This window comes from Staphylococcus roterodami, from assembly GCA_022493055.1.
Taxonomy (GTDB): Bacteria; Bacillota; Bacilli; order Staphylococcales; family Staphylococcaceae; genus Staphylococcus; species Staphylococcus singaporensis.
In genome coordinates this window covers 1,905,929-1,921,317 of record CP092781.1, presented here as the reverse complement: position 1 = coordinate 1,921,317, position 15,389 = coordinate 1,905,929, and the positions used below count along the sequence as shown (strand labels likewise).

Genomic DNA, 15,389 nt, shown 5'->3' with positions numbered 1-15,389 from the left:
CTAAGGTAGCAAAGGGATCATTTAGCGATGTATGAATAATATTTTAAGTCATAGTATGTTTAATCAGTGATTAAGTTGTCTATAGTATTGATATCAATGTTATAGAGAAAGGTGATTTTCAATGACTAAAAAAGTAGCAATTATTCTAGCAAATGAATTTGAAGATATAGAATATTCAAGTCCTAAAGAGGCATTAGAAAATGCAGGCTTTGAAACCAAAGTGATTGGAGATACAGCGCATAGTGAAGTCGTTGGCAAACACGGCGAAAAAGTAAATGTTGATGTGAGTATTGCTGATGCGAAACCAGAAGATTATGATGCATTATTAATTCCTGGTGGATTTTCACCGGATCATTTACGTGGTGATGCTGAAGGACGTTATGGTACATTCGCTAAATATTTCACTAAAAATGATGTACCAACATTTGCCATCTGTCATGGACCACAAATTTTAATAGATACAGATGATTTAAAAGGTCGTACATTAACAGCAGTATTAAATATACGTAAAGATTTATCTAATGCTGGTGCTCAAGTAGTTGATGAATCTGTTGTAGTTGACAATAATATTGTAACAAGCAGGGTACCAGATGATTTAGATGATTTTAATAGAGAAATCGTTAAGCAGTTACAAAATTAAATATTTACTGTTAGTTAGTATTGTGAGCTTTAATAGTAATAGGATATAGCATGAGACTTTTTAATAAAATTGATTTTGTTTATTAAATTATAAGTCCTTGGCTAAAATTGAATATATAAAAGGTCATTTCTATTGTATGGATAGGAGTGGCCTTTTTTTGGGGAATATAAAATGACGTTTTTATAAATAAATGTTTATTTTGGTTCTATAATAAATCGGACTGATGGAAAAGTTTTTTACTTTTCATCTGTCCGATTTTTTGATTTTGAATATAAAAAAAGCGCAATTATCTCTATAATTAAAAGTGCCTAAACAAATAACTAAAGGAGATAATGCGCCTATGAATAATGTTATACTAAATACCTTTGATTTTAAAGATAAAAATATTGTTTTTGACGGTAAACTTGAGAAAATTGAGTATAAAGGGAGAAAGTGTTTCTTTTATTACGCAAAACTAATCTATACACCTGAGGTGTGCCCAAACTGCAATTGTAAAAACATTAATGGTAATTTAATCAAAAATGGATCTAAGACTTCTAGAATCACTATGCCTAAAATCTCCGAATATCCAACTTATATCATGTTGCGTAAGCAACGTTTTAAATGTAAAACGTGCGAACGATACTTTACAGCCGAAACACCTGAAGTTGATAAATACTGTTTTATATCAAAAAAAACACGATCAGCTGTACTTAATAAAGCCAACAGAAATTCGTTCTGAAAAATCTATAGCGAAATCCTGCTCTGTGTCAGCTACTACAGTTTCTCGTATCATTGATGAGGTAACTCAATCGCTTCATCAATCGCCGTATTCTGCACTTCCTGAACATATCATGATGGATGAATTTAAAAGTGTTAAAAATGTTTCTGGGAAAATGAGTTTTATATACGCTGATGCACAAACGCATCATATTATTGATATTGTTGAAGATCGTAGATTAAGTGAGTTGAAAAAGTATTTTTATCGTTTTTCACTTAAAGCTAGAAAACGTGTAAAGACTGTTTCCATTGATATGCATGAAGGCTATATGACATTGATTAAAGAGATGTTTCCGAACGCTAAAATAGTTATCGATCGATTCCATATTGTTCAATTATTAAATCGTGCTTTAAATGGTATTCGAGTCGCTGTTATGAATGAATTAAGAACGACGAATCAACCGTTATATAATAAGTTTAAAAGATATGCGAAATTACTATTAAAACCTGGAGAAGATTTAGAGGCATTTGAATATCGTAAAGTAGCTTTATTTAAGGAATGGAAGACACAAAAGGGTATCGTCAAGTATTTATTAGATCAAGATGATTCGTTAAATGACGCCTACCAATATATCAATCAGCTACGATTCAAACTTAAACATAATGATTATGAAGGCTTTATTCACGAATTAAAACATATGCCATTATCCCAAACGCATTCAGTTGTCCAACGAGCAATTAAGACACTTAACAAACATGTAGACTTTATAAAAAATACATTTGATTATTACAATTTATCAAATGGTCCTTTAGAAGGTATAAATAACAAAATAAAATTAATTAAACGTACATCTTTTGGTTATGGAAGTTACAATCATTTGCGCAATCGAATATTATTATGTTCAAAACTTTACGCTCCAAAAAGTAAAAAGGAAGTTAAGCAATGTTTAGTTGCCTAACTTCCGATATTGAACTCATCAGTCCAATTTGACATAGAGCCTTTATTTTTTGATTTTCCTAAAAAATATTTATTCGTTACATAATGAGTAAGTATGATGATGTATGTTAGTGTAAGCCCTTGGACTGATTTTTCTAAAAAGTGTAGCCTATTAGTGATAGTACTGGTAAACTCAAGGTATACCAAGTGAGTTTTAAAAGAAGGAGCAAACGCATGAAAAGAAGCGATAGGTACCCAAGCTCAACTGAACATATTGAGCAAAAGAGTCATGAACCTCACTATAATACGTATTATCAACCAGTAGGTAAACCACCAAAAAAGAAAAAGAGTAAACGAATACTATTAAAAATATTATTAATAATCATAGTTATTATCGCATTGTTTATTGGAATTATGTATTTTTTATCTACTCGCGATAATGTAGATGATTTAAGAAAAATTGAAAATAAAAGTAGTTTTGTATCAGCCGATAATATGCCAGATTATGTTAAAGGCGCTTTTATTTCAATGGAGGATGAACGTTTCTATAAACACCACGGATTTGATTTAAAAGGGACAACGAGAGCGTTATTCTCAACAATTAGTGATAGAGATGTACAAGGTGGAAGTACAATCACACAACAAGTAGTTAAAAATTATTTTTATGATAACGATCGTTCATTTACTAGAAAAGTAAAAGAATTATTTGTGGCTCATCGAGTTGAGAAACAATATGATAAGAACGAAATTTTAAGCTTTTATTTAAATAATATTTACTTTGGGGATAATCAGTATACGATTGAGGGAGCAGCAAACCATTACTTTGGAACAACCGTTAATAAAAATAGTACATCAATGTCTCATATAACAGTTCTACAAAGTGCTATTTTAGCAAGTAAAGTAAATGCACCGAGCGTATACAATATAAATAATATGTCAGAGAACTTTACGCAACGAGTAAGTACAAATTTAGAAAAAATGAAGCAACAAAATTATATAACTGAAACACAATATCAACAGGCAATGTCTCAATTGAATCATTAAAGTAAGTTAATAATTAGTCTGATTTTAAGTGCATTTTATAAATGGACTTAACCGGAAAATTTGGATGATTATACTAGCTTACGAATATTTTTGATCGATGAATCACACTTACATTTTTTATGTTTGTGTGGTTTTTTTATTGTCATTAATTGGTAAATTAAGTTTGAAACTTCTTTTTTAATTGTTCAATAATAATGAGTGGAGTCTATAAGAGTTATATTTTGAGTAATATTTAAATTACAAATGAGCTATCAATCAGTAATTAAAGTTAAACATTTGCTATAGTAAGTTGCTTGATGAATAATATAATAGTAAATAACTGGAATTAAGAATGCAGTGGGGGTGAAAAAATGCCTAAGGTTACTAAAATAGAAGTTCAAAAGAAAAATAAAGAACGTTTCAATCTATTTTTAGATGGTCAATTTGAAATGGGAATCGATATTGATACATTAGTCAAATTTAATTTGAAAAAGGGTCAGCAATTAGAAGCAGCAGAAATGGCACAAATCCAGAAATATGATCATTATCGTTTAGGGCTAAATAAAACGATTCAATATTTATCTTTTAAAAAAAGAACGGAAAAAGAAGTTGTTCAATATCTTCAAAAAGAAGAGATTTCAGAGCAAGCTATTTCTGAAGTTATTGAATACTGTTATCGTGAAAAATTAATAGATCATCGTGATTATGCAGAAAGTTTAAAAAATACAATGATACGCACAACAGACAAAGGTCCTAAAATTTATCAACAAAAGCTATACCAATTAGGTGTTGAAGCAAACATTATTGAAATGTATACAGCGCTTTATCGAGAACAGCAAGCTATTGAGGATATTGTACAAATCGCAGAAAAAATCTGTAAAACTAAAAAAGGTCCACCAAGTAAAGTGAAAGAAAAAGTAATGCAATCATTGGTACAAAAAGGTTTTGATATGGATGTCATTCATGAAGTGATGAATGAAATGGATTTTTCACAAGATGAATCGGTATTAGATGGATTGTTAGAACGGGATTTAGAGAAGATATATAATAAAAATCGTAAAAAGTATACGCATCAAAAATTAATTTTAAAAACTATTGAAGGCCTTATGAGAAAAGGATATAAATATGATAAAATTAAAGCTAAATTAGAAGAAAGTGGTATTGCCGATGGAACAGAAGAAATTGAGTGAGATGTCTGAACCAGAACTAAGACACGAAATACAACTTTACAAAGAAAAAATGAGAAAAGCTGAGATGAATGGTATTTTAAATGAATACGATGTATATCAAAGTAAAGTCATTGTTGCCGAAAGTTACTTAGTAGATCGAGAAAAGATTGAAATAGGTAGAATTTATAAATTGACAGATGGTAGTAACCAATATTTTAAAGTTGAAAGATTAAAAGGTATTTTTGCATGGGGATTTAGATTTAATAGTAATAAACCCGAGGAAGGCTTACCTATAGCGTTATTACAATTATAGAAGGATGAAAATAGATGGGAAGTTCAATTGTTTTAAAGTTACTTAAAGTAACTCACTACTATAGGAATAAACAAAATAAAAAATGGTATTTACCTTTTGGATATGATGCTGAAGATATTGATTTAAACAATATCAGTTTGCATATTTATCAAGGGGAAGCATTAGGTATTATTGGAGAAGCGGAATCTTCTAAATCGCTTGTTGGTCAATTGCTAGCAGGTGCAATTAAACCAGATAAAGGTAAAGTGGTATGCACTGAAGATTTGTTTTATGGTTACATAGAAGACCAATCGTTAATACATCAAACTGTAGAAACATATACAGCACAGCTAATACAACTTTTTCCATACGAAATTAACGACCATAAAGCAGAGCAAATTATTCAATATGCACATTTAGGCGAATATAAAACGAAACCCGTCAATCAAATTTCTAAAGCAGCCTATGCACAATTATTATTAAGTATCGCGCGATCTTCAAAATCAAATATTATTATTTTGAACCATGTCATCGATTATTTACCGCCGCAATTTATGGGGCGTGCGATTGAGCTGACAAATGATTATATAGAAAATAATTTAACAATTGTAACAATCGGTGATGATGTTGATAAAATCGCTCAAGTTAGTAACTATATTGCTTGGTTTTCACATGGTCAACTAAGAATGGAAGGTTCATTGAAACAAGTGATTCCATCGTTTAAAGAACATGAACGTGATCGATTAAGTATAGAATCAGAAGAAGAAATACAAAACTTTGATTTAGATTGGAAAAAGAATCGTACAAGAATCCCAGAAATGACATATAATTTCAAGCGTATTGAACGTTATAATCACGCTAAACCTCCTAAATTTCTTGTACGTTTTTGGACGATGGCATCAGGTATTATATGTGGAATTATATTAACGGTGTTATTGATTTTCAATAATATGGGGATTATTTCGATTACAGATTTTACAAATCGTGCAACGATGCAAAATGAAAATAAAGACCCGTATATCGAAAAATTAGCTTACGGTATTGCATTTAATGGCAGTGTCGATATGCAAGGAGATAAGCAAATCACGATTCCGAAATATAGTGTTGTGACGATTACTGGAGAAAATAGTAAAAATTACCGTGTGAATGCAGATAATAAAACGTACTATGTTAATAAAGATAAACTAGAATACTTTAATCCAGCAGGGTTGTATCAAACACATAGTTTTAAAAAGTTAGCGCCATATATGAAATCGAATTATAGTAATTATTATGCTTACTTTAACAGTCAATTACATAAAAAACATAATTCTGTTATTAAAACTTTAGTACCTGATGATGATAATCGTTTTGTCGCATCTGTTACACAACAACCAATAAAATTGCTTTTTAATGACAATGATCAGTTATATGGTTTCGTTTATCCAATCGTCGATAAAAAAGAATTAAAAGATAAGTTTAATATTAATAAAAACATTTGGATTACTAAAGTTGGTAATGGTTATTGTATTGCCAATTTAAAAGAAGACAAATGGATTTATATTGAATTGTAGGTGTAAAGATGCTAGATAATATTATTTTATATTTTAAAAACTTGCCACATACTAAGAGATTCGTAATAGAACGATTAAAGCAAAGTTGGAAAAGTTTTCTAATCGTATTAGCTGCATGTTTATTACTAGTTGTTGCAAGTGAAACGATATTTCATTTTAGTCATTTGACTGATGTAAAAGAAGTACGATGGTTATTTAGAGTAATTGCGCTAATAGTATACGGTATATTAATGTACACTATTTATAGTGCCTATCATCATTACATGAATGATTTTTTAGTTACGAAACTGTTTAATATATCTGCAGCTACGCCTGTAGTCATTATGTCTATCATTTGTTTCGTACTGTTGAGTATTACCACAATGGTAGGTGCATTGGTAAAACCTGTAAACTTTGAAACATCATTTATAGCATTGTTTTACTTTATTGTGATGGCTACTTTATTTGTAGGACTTATATCCGTAACATTTGGATTAATTCGACTCTTAACTGATAAAATAAACTTAATCTTTTATGGATATTGTGTATTATGTTTATTCATTTTACCAATTATGTTTATTCCAAATCCAAATCATGTATTCTTGAACCATGTATTAATGCTTAACCCATTATATTACGTTGTAAATGGCATAACACAATCTATTATTTTTGGTATATCTAGTATGGAAAATATACCGTATCATTTATATTTTATTTTAGTGTTATTTTTGGTAGCGGTAGTGAATTTTGTATTAACAAGATATGCAACACATGCAATTTATATGAAAAAGACTAAAGAAATAAAACAAATTGAAAAGCAACATGATGCAGATAATAGCAATCCTCATGTTGACAATGATGAAACATCAAACTAACTATAAATTGTATATTTTAAATACTCTTATATATTTATAATCCGGCGCTTCGAATATCAAAATATTGAATTTCCTAATTAAAATTTGGATTTCACGCTTTGATTTTTAATTGCGTCGGATTTTTATTTTGAATGAATATATTGAGTTACATTGATATTTAGGATATAAAAAATAACCGATGAGATTATAATCATTAAACGATTAATAACTCGCCGGTTATTTTTATGCAAATTTGCTATAGGATATAAAATTTTGTGATTATTTAGCATACAATTTACGTTGTAATTTATCTTCTGTAAAAACCCAACCAATATAGGAATGGTCAATGACATTGTCTTTAGTTAGATGAGCTATTGCGACAAATGAATAATGATCATTTTTTAAATAGCGTAAATCTATCAAACGAATTTCTGTAGAACCGTCGTCAAGTTCTGTTGTTTGCCAACGATAAATGGATGAAAAGTTTAAAAATGTTCGTATATCTTTATTTCCTTTCACTTTCCATAGAATAGAATCAGTAGATAATTTTTGACGTTCAACTTTATCACTAAATACAATATTTCTACCGTATGCTTTTCCGACATAATCATGTGCATCTGTTTGTATTGCAACACGCCATTCCATAAATTTTAACGTTGGTGCGACAAATACTTTAACAGGATGGTGTTCTTTTTGAATTGTTTTCAAAGCTTGTTGCTTTATCATTGCTCTCATTTTAAATCGAATGATGTAATAAATTATAAGTAATACAATAATTGGAAAGAAAACTGCAAAAGGGTGTATGCCTAAAAGCCATAAAACAATTCCAATACATAGCACTGTGAAAATAATTGGATCAAAAGTGTTAATTACACTTAATTGTATCCATTTGTTAGTAATTGGTCTCAGTGCCTGCGTACCATAAGAATTAAATATATCTACAAAAACATGTAAAAAAACTGCGAGCTGAGCCCACATCCATACATGAAATGGATTTGTACCGTTAAAGAATATGAAAATTAAAAACGTAATTAAAATTGGCCATAATATTGTGAAAGGGATAGAATGTGTGATACCTCGATGATGTGAAATATATGTTGCGTTATCTTTTAATTTAAGAACGGTATCCCCATCAGGAATTAATGAACCAACGATAAGTGTAGTAGCTGTTGCACCAAATGTTGAAGCCATTGCTGGATCTTGAGTAGCAAGTGCCGTAAGCCCCACACCAATTGCGATATGTGTAGCAGTATCCATATCTGTTCACTCATTTCATTTTATTATATATACTATTATAATCCAATTTTGCAAATAACTAAATTAACTTACTTACTAAGCTTGTTTTAATGTACAATAGAAACATTATGAGTTACGAAAATTAATTTTGTTGAGGAAAGGATTTTATAAATGTATCAGGAGTCTAGTTTTAAGGAAAATTTGATACACTGGTTTGATGAAAATCAAAGAGAAATGCCATGGCGTCAAACAACAAATCCTTATTATATTTGGTTAAGCGAAGTTATGTTACAACAGACGCAGGTTAAGACAGTTATTGATTATTATCATCGTTTTGTTGAACGATTTCCTACTGTAGAAGCATTGAGCCAAGCGTCAGAAGATGAGGTATTAAAGTACTGGGAAGGGCTTGGATATTATAGTAGAGCGCGTAATTTTCATACAGCAATTAAAGAAGTACATGAAAAATTTGAAGGATTAGTTCCTGAAAATCCAGAACAGTTTAAAGCATTAAAGGGGGTTGGACCATATACTCAAGCGGCTGTCATGAGTATTGCGTTTAATGTACCACTTGCAACTGTTGATGGTAATGTTTTTCGAGTTTGGTCTAGATTGAATGATGATTATCGTGATATTAAGTTGCAGTCGACAAGAAAAGCATATGAACAAGAGTTACTACCGTATGTAATGACTGAAGCAGGTACATTTAATCAAGCAATGATGGAATTAGGGGCTTTGATTTGCACGCCGAAAAATCCTTTATGTTTGTTTTGTCCAGTGCAAGATAATTGTGAAGCTTTTGATAAAGGTACATTTGAAAAGTTGCCAGTTAAATCGAAAAATGTTAGTAAAAAAGTAATTGAGCAATCCGTATTTTTAATTAGGAATGAACAGGGAAAATATATATTACAAAAACGCGGTGAAAAATTATTGCATGGTATGTGGCAATTTCCGATGTATGAAAGTAAGGATGCAATTCGAGAAATTTCTGATAAATTGAATATGACAATTCAAACAGTTGAAACACCGATTTTTGAGTTAAAGCATCAATTCACACATTTAACATGGAAAATAAAAGTATATGCTATACCAGGAACTATTAATATTGAAACTTTACCAGAAGATATGATTTGGTTTGATTTATCTGAACGTGATCAATATACATTTCCTGTTCCTATGTCGAAAATTTACCAATTTATTAATGGATAATGTTTGATTGTTGATGAGCATTTAAATAGTTGTAAATAGCAATTTGTATAAATAAATGTAAAATTTATGAAGATAAACATGAACATGTATGTATTTTAATTAGCAATGTCTGAAATTAACGTATTTAAATTGAAACTTTGAAAACAACATGGTCACTGACTAATCATTTTTTAGTTAAGTTAACGATAAATAGTAAAAACTTATTTAGTAAAAATTTGTATTTATATAATACTATTTCTGAAATATGCTATAATTTATAATGGTTAAATTAACAGAAGGTGGTGTGGAGTATGGTCAGAGAATCCATACCTAAAGAAGGGGAAAACATTAAAATTCAGAGCTACAAACATGATGGTAAAATTCATCGTGTATGGTCTGAAACAACAATTTTGAAAGGTACAGATCATGTTGTAATCGGTGGAAATGATCATACATTAGTAACTGAAAGTGATGGTAGAACTTGGATCACGCGTGAACCAGCAATAGTTTACTTTCACTCAGAATATTGGTTTAATGTTATCTGCATGTTTAGAGAAGATGGAATTTATTATTATTGCAATTTATCATCGCCGTTTGTTTGTGATGAGGAAGCATTGAAATATATAGACTATGATTTAGATATTAAAGTGTATCCAAATGGAAAATATCATCTGTTAGATGAGGATGAATATGAGCAACATATGAATCAAATGAATTATCCGCATGATATCGATATTATTTTAAGACGGAACGTGGATATTCTTCAACAGTGGATTGAACAAAAGAAAGGTCCGTTTGCTCCGGATTTCATCAAAGTTTGGAAAGAACGATACAAAAAAATTAGACAATATTAAGCAAATAAAGTGTAAATACCAAGTAAATCATTTATATTGACTTAGTGATGTAAAGAATAATGAAATCTTTTGTTGTAGTGTGGGGACACCGTGCTTGTCGATTAAATGAAATAGAATATAAACTTACAAATCAGTCAGCGTATTTAATCACTTGAATATGACAGAGGTTGAGATATCTTAATTTCAAACATGTAAATTTGAATGAAGAATTTACATCTATGAATTATGTATCCAACCTCTATTCATTTTTTATACAAGAGATTAGGGTAATTGAAGAGGGGGAAAACGTATGATCAGACGATATTTGCAATTTGTTAAACCTTACAAATATCGTATTATTGCAACAATTATCGTTGGGATAATTAAGTTTGGAATTCCGATGTTAATTCCATTATTAATTAAATACGCAATTGATGGTGTTATAAATAATCACGCATTATCAGCGAACGAAAAAGTTCATCATTTAACCATTGCGATTGGAATTGCACTATTTATTTTTGTAATAGTGAGACCACCAATTGAATTTATACGTCAATATTTAGCACAGTGGACTAGTAATAAAATTTTATATGACATTCGTAAAAAGTTATATGATCATTTGCAGGCTTTAAGTGCCAGATTTTATGCTAACAATCAAGTTGGCCAGGTGATATCAAGAGTCATCAATGACGTTGAACAAACGAAAGATTTTATTTTAACAGGATTAATGAATATATGGTTAGATTGCATCACAATTATTATTGCGCTATCCATCATGTTCTTTTTAGATGTTAAATTAACTTTAGCGGCATTAATTATATTCCCATTTTATATTTTAACGGTGTATGTATTCTTTGGAAGATTGAGAAAATTAACTCGCAAAAGATCACAAGCATTAGCGGAGGTACAAGGTTTTCTTCATGAGCGTGTACAAGGCATATCTGTTGTTAAAAGTTTTGCTATTGAAGACAATGAAGCGAAAAATTTTGATAAAAAGAATACTAATTTCTTAACGCGTGCATTGCAACATACAAGATGGAATGCTTATTCATTTGCTGCAATTAATACAGTAACGGATATTGGACCAATTATTGTAATTGGTGTAGGCGCATATCTTGCTATTTCTGGATCAATTACAGTTGGTACACTTGCAGCATTTGTTGGCTACTTGGAGTTATTGTTCGGGCCTTTACGTCGTTTAGTCGCATCATTTACAACTTTAACGCAAAGTTTTGCTTCAATGGACCGTGTATTCCAATTAATTGACGAAGATTATGACATTAAAAATGGTGTTGGTGCTCAACCTATTGAAATTAAACAAGGTCGTATTGATATTGATCATGTTAGTTTTCAATATAACGATAACGAAGCTCCAATTTTAAAAGATATTAATTTGAGTATTGAAAAAGGTGAAACTGTTGCATTTGTTGGTATGAGTGGTGGTGGAAAATCAACATTGATTAACTTGATACCAAGATTTTATGATGTGACAGAAGGGCAAATTTTGATAGACGGTCATAATATTAAAGACTTTTTAACTGGAAGTTTAAGAAATCAAATTGGATTAGTACAACAAGATAATATTTTGTTCTCTGATACAGTAAAAGAAAATATTTTACTAGGTCGTCCAACTGCAACAGATGCAGAAGTAGTAGAAGCGGCAAAAATGGCGAATGCACATGATTTTATCATGAACTTGCCTAATGGTTACGACACAGAAGTTGGTGAACGTGGCGTGAAATTATCAGGTGGACAAAAGCAAAGGTTATCGATTGCAAGAATTTTCTTAAACGACCCACCAATTCTTATATTAGATGAAGCAACAAGTGCTTTAGATTTAGAAAGTGAATCTATTATTCAAGATGCATTAGAAGTATTGAGTAAAGATAGAACGACACTTATCGTAGCGCATCGCTTGTCCACTATTACACATGCAGACAAAATTGTCGTAATTGAAAATGGACATATTGTTGAAACAGGTACGCATCGTGAATTGATTGCAAAACAAGGTGCTTACGAGCATTTATATAGCATTCAAAACTTATAAAGTATTAGTTGTTTGACTTCAGTACATTTTTGTAGGGAAGATTTGTAACAGGATGGTGGGGTCATAACATAGAAAAAGCAGTAAGAGATTTTCTTCATTGAAAATAATCTTACTGCTTTTTTAAATTTAATTTCGAGATTCAATATTACTTTATCTCATTGTGGTATTAATTGATAAAATTGTTTTAATGTTATAAATCAAAGTCTTCTTCAACAATTTCGATGTCTGCATCAGATCTATGATATGTGAAAAAGCTAATTCTTATGCGGTCTAAATGCTCTAAATGGTGTCGATACTCTTCGATGGCTGCAACAATTTGCATAACATTAGCAAATGAATATTCCGTTTGATAAGGATGATTTATTAACTCATGCTGAAATGTAGACAATAAATCTTTTTTCTGCGGATTATCTAACTCATAATCCACATGTGTCACATTATAACGTGCTTTTTTAGAAAGGCTAGCTAAAATTTGCTCGTGAAAAGCAGTTAATGAATCTAAATCTAATTTGATTTGTAATAGGAAATTGTTATTAAGTAAATATAAGTCGTTTTGATAACGCGACAATTTGTTTAATACTTCATAAGCTTGTCTAGTCGTCTGAACTACTTCTCTGAAAAGTATTTTCTTTCTATTCTGTTGGTGAATATGTTTTTTTGTAATAGGACGTTCTTCGCTATAGTAATCATAAATTTTCTCTAACTTTTCGACACGTTGTTTTAAATTATGACTATCTTGTTTAATATTATTAAACTCCGTCGTATCATTTAATACTAATTTAAACCACATAAAAATATCTGAGGATATATTTAATGAATTATAGTAAATTTTTGTTTCAAATTTAGGTGGTAGAAATACAAAGTTAACTAGAGATGAACTTATGACACCAATCATTACAAGTACAAACCTGTAAAAGGCGGTAATATAGAAAGAACCAGTATGTTGTCCCATAATGATTAATGCTGTTACACTCGCCAAAGTAGCAACATGTGCTAAATTAAATTTAAATAAAATAGCAATAAGTACTATGACGGTAACACCCATAATGATAAAATTATCACTAAAAATTGTTACCATTGTAACAGAAAGTATGGCACCTATAACGTTACCCAATGCTTGATCAGAAACTGTTTTAAATGAACGGTAAATACTAGGTTGCATTGCAACAACAGCACTGACACCAGCTAAGGCTTTCAGACCAACATCATCCGGTAGTAAAGAAGCGATAGACATAGCTAAAATAATGGCTATACCAGTTTTAAAAATCCGAGCTCCTAGTCTCAAAAATAATGACGCTCCTTTTAATTTTAAATTTTATTGAATATCTAATATTCGTATTCATTACTGTTATACACTTACTGGTTATAAAATTCAAGCTTATTTGTAGTTATTAAAATAAATCCGACATCTTACTTAATAGAATGTCATACTTTAGACTGGGTATGTATGATTACCTCAATATAAAAACTCACACAGTAATTTATGTAAAGTTAATTTCTATATCATTAACTTATACATTGTAATCACTATGTGAGCTATTGCTTAATGTATTTCGGTAATTAGTTTATCTAATTTGACTGTTTACTTCATTTGACTAAATGCATAATCTGCTGCTTTTAACGTTTGATCAATATCTTCTTCTGTATGTTCAGTTGTTAAGAACCAAGCTTCGAATTTAGACGGAGCTAAATTGATTCCTTGATTCAACATTAATTTGAAAAATTTTCCAAATGCATCGCCATCAGAGCGTTCAACTTGTTCGTAATGAGTGACTTTTTCATCTGTAAAGTACAAAGTTAAAGAACCATATATACGATTAATTGTTGCTGTTATTTGATGCTTTTCAATTAACTCAAATAAACCATTCTCTAAACGTTCTCCTAGACGATTTAACTTTTCATAAACACCGTCTTGTTCTAACACTTCTAATAATGCAATACCTGCTTTCATAGATAATGGATTACCAGCCATAGTACCGGCTTGATATGCAGGGCCGAGTGGTGCAACTTGCTCCATGATATCTTGACGACCGCCATATCCACCAATTGGTAAACCGCCACCAACAATTTTACCAAATGCAGTTAAATCAGGAATAACACCTAATAAATCTTGAGCAGCACCGTAATGGAAGCGGAATGCAGTAATAACTTCGTCATAAATTACTAATGTTCCATTATTATGTGAAATTTCATTAACTGCTTCTAAAAATCCTGGTTGTGGCATTACCATGCCAAAATTACCAACAATGGGTTCTACTAATACTGCTGCAATCTCATCACCCCAAAATTCAATTGCTTCTTTATATGCATCAACATCATTGAAAGGAACAGTAATTACTTCGCGAGCAACACTTTCTGGTACACCAGCTGAATCTGGAGAACCAAGTTGAGATGGACCGCTACCAGCTGCAACCAACACTAAGTCAGAGTGACCATGATACGAACCAGCAAATTTTATAATTTTATTTCTTTTAGTATATGCACGAGCAACACGAATTGTCGTCATTACAGCTTCTGTACCTGAATTTACGAATCGAATTTTTTCAAGAGAAGGAATTGCTTTACGTAATTTCTTACTAAATTCTATTTCTAATTCAGTAGGTGTGCCATATAATACACCTTTCGCAGCTTGTTCTTGAATTGCTTTAGTTATGTGAGGATGTGCATGCCCCGTAATAATTGGACCGTATGCTTGAAGGTAATCAATAAATTTATTGCCATCGACATCATATAAATATGCACCGTGTCCTTCTTTCATAACAACAGGTGCACCGCCTCCTACAGCTTTATAAGAACGAGAAGGGGAATTGACACCGCCTAGAATATATTCGTTTGAAAGTTGTTGTAAACGTTCACTTTCACTAAAATTCATTTATATCAACCTCTTTTAATTTAATATTTTCATCTAATATCGTATCATAAAATTATTATAATGAAGA

12 protein-coding genes and 2 pseudogenes are annotated in these 15,389 nt (G+C 30.7%); 11 read left to right on the top strand and 3 right to left on the bottom strand.

Features of this window, described 5'->3' with window-relative positions; translation table 11 throughout:
• The first annotated feature begins 121 nt into the window (after positions 1–121).
• From ML436_09380 to ML436_09350, 7 genes and pseudogenes are all read left to right on the top strand, one after another.
• Positions 122–640, top strand: coding sequence for a type 1 glutamine amidotransferase (locus ML436_09380; protein ID UMT77366.1), 519 nt, complete (start codon positions 122–124; stop codon positions 638–640).
• Between the two features lie 340 nt (positions 641–980).
• Positions 981–2,298: pseudogene (locus tag ML436_09375) on the top strand (ISL3 family transposase).
• 212 nt (positions 2,299–2,510) lie between these two features.
• Positions 2,511–3,320, top strand: a complete 810-nt coding sequence (gene sgtB, locus ML436_09370; GenBank protein UMT77365.1) for a monofunctional peptidoglycan glycosyltransferase SgtB — start codon at positions 2,511–2,513, stop codon at positions 3,318–3,320.
• A gap of 350 nt (positions 3,321–3,670) precedes the next feature.
• Complete coding sequence (gene recX / locus ML436_09365) at positions 3,671–4,489, top strand: recombination regulator RecX (GenBank protein ID UMT77364.1); 819 nt, start codon at positions 3,671–3,673, stop codon at positions 4,487–4,489.
• The gene (locus tag ML436_09360) at positions 4,467–4,781 is read left to right on the top strand and encodes a YfhH family protein (protein ID UMT77363.1); all 315 of its coding nucleotides are present in this window, start codon (positions 4,467–4,469) and stop codon (positions 4,779–4,781) included. Before recX ends, ML436_09360 begins: the two co-directional genes overlap by 23 nt.
• Positions 4,782–4,795: 14 nt before the next feature.
• A complete protein-coding gene (locus ML436_09355) occupies positions 4,796–6,313 on the top strand; it encodes an ABC transporter ATP-binding protein (GenBank protein UMT77362.1) in 1,518 nt (505 codons plus the stop codon).
• Positions 6,314–6,321: 8 nt separating this feature from the next.
• Entirely contained in the window at positions 6,322–7,167 is an 846-nt protein-coding gene (locus tag ML436_09350; protein UMT77361.1) for a hypothetical protein, read from the top strand.
• A 258-nt stretch (positions 7,168–7,425) separates the two neighbouring features.
• Here ML436_09350 and ML436_09345 read toward each other — a convergent pair whose 3' ends face one another.
• Positions 7,426–8,403, bottom strand: coding sequence for a metal-dependent hydrolase (locus tag ML436_09345; GenBank protein ID UMT77360.1), 978 nt, complete (start codon positions 8,401–8,403; stop codon positions 7,426–7,428).
• Between the two features lie 150 nt (positions 8,404–8,553).
• Here ML436_09345 and mutY point away from each other — a divergent pair, with 150 nt between their 5' ends.
• The 4 genes and pseudogenes from mutY (at position 8,554) to ML436_09325 (ending at position 12,551) form a co-directional block, all read left to right on the top strand.
• A complete protein-coding gene (gene mutY / locus ML436_09340) occupies positions 8,554–9,591 on the top strand; it encodes an A/G-specific adenine glycosylase (GenBank protein ID UMT77359.1) in 1,038 nt (345 codons plus the stop codon).
• Positions 9,592–9,881: 290 nt separating this feature from the next.
• A complete protein-coding gene (locus ML436_09335) occupies positions 9,882–10,424 on the top strand; it encodes a DUF402 domain-containing protein (GenBank protein UMT77358.1) in 543 nt (180 codons plus the stop codon).
• Positions 10,425–10,713: 289 nt separating this feature from the next.
• Positions 10,714–12,450 carry an SAV1866 family putative multidrug efflux ABC transporter gene (locus tag ML436_09330; protein ID UMT77357.1) on the top strand — a complete coding sequence of 579 codons (1,737 nt, stop codon included), beginning with the start codon at positions 10,714–10,716 and terminating at the stop codon, positions 12,448–12,450.
• Positions 12,451–12,458: 8 nt separating this feature from the next.
• Positions 12,459–12,551: pseudogene (locus ML436_09325) on the top strand (hypothetical protein).
• An 89-nt stretch (positions 12,552–12,640) separates the two neighbouring features.
• Here ML436_09325 and ML436_09320 read toward each other — a convergent pair.
• Together ML436_09320 and ML436_09315 are read right to left on the bottom strand one after the other, a co-directional pair.
• On the bottom strand, positions 12,641–13,735 hold the full coding sequence (locus ML436_09320; GenBank protein ID UMT77356.1) for an aromatic acid exporter family protein: 1,095 nt from the start codon (positions 13,733–13,735) through the stop codon (positions 12,641–12,643).
• A 297-nt stretch (positions 13,736–14,032) separates the two neighbouring features.
• Positions 14,033–15,322, bottom strand: a complete 1,290-nt coding sequence (locus ML436_09315) for a glutamate-1-semialdehyde 2,1-aminomutase (protein ID UMT77355.1) — start codon at positions 15,320–15,322, stop codon at positions 14,033–14,035.
• Positions 15,323–15,389 lie beyond the last annotated feature (67 nt).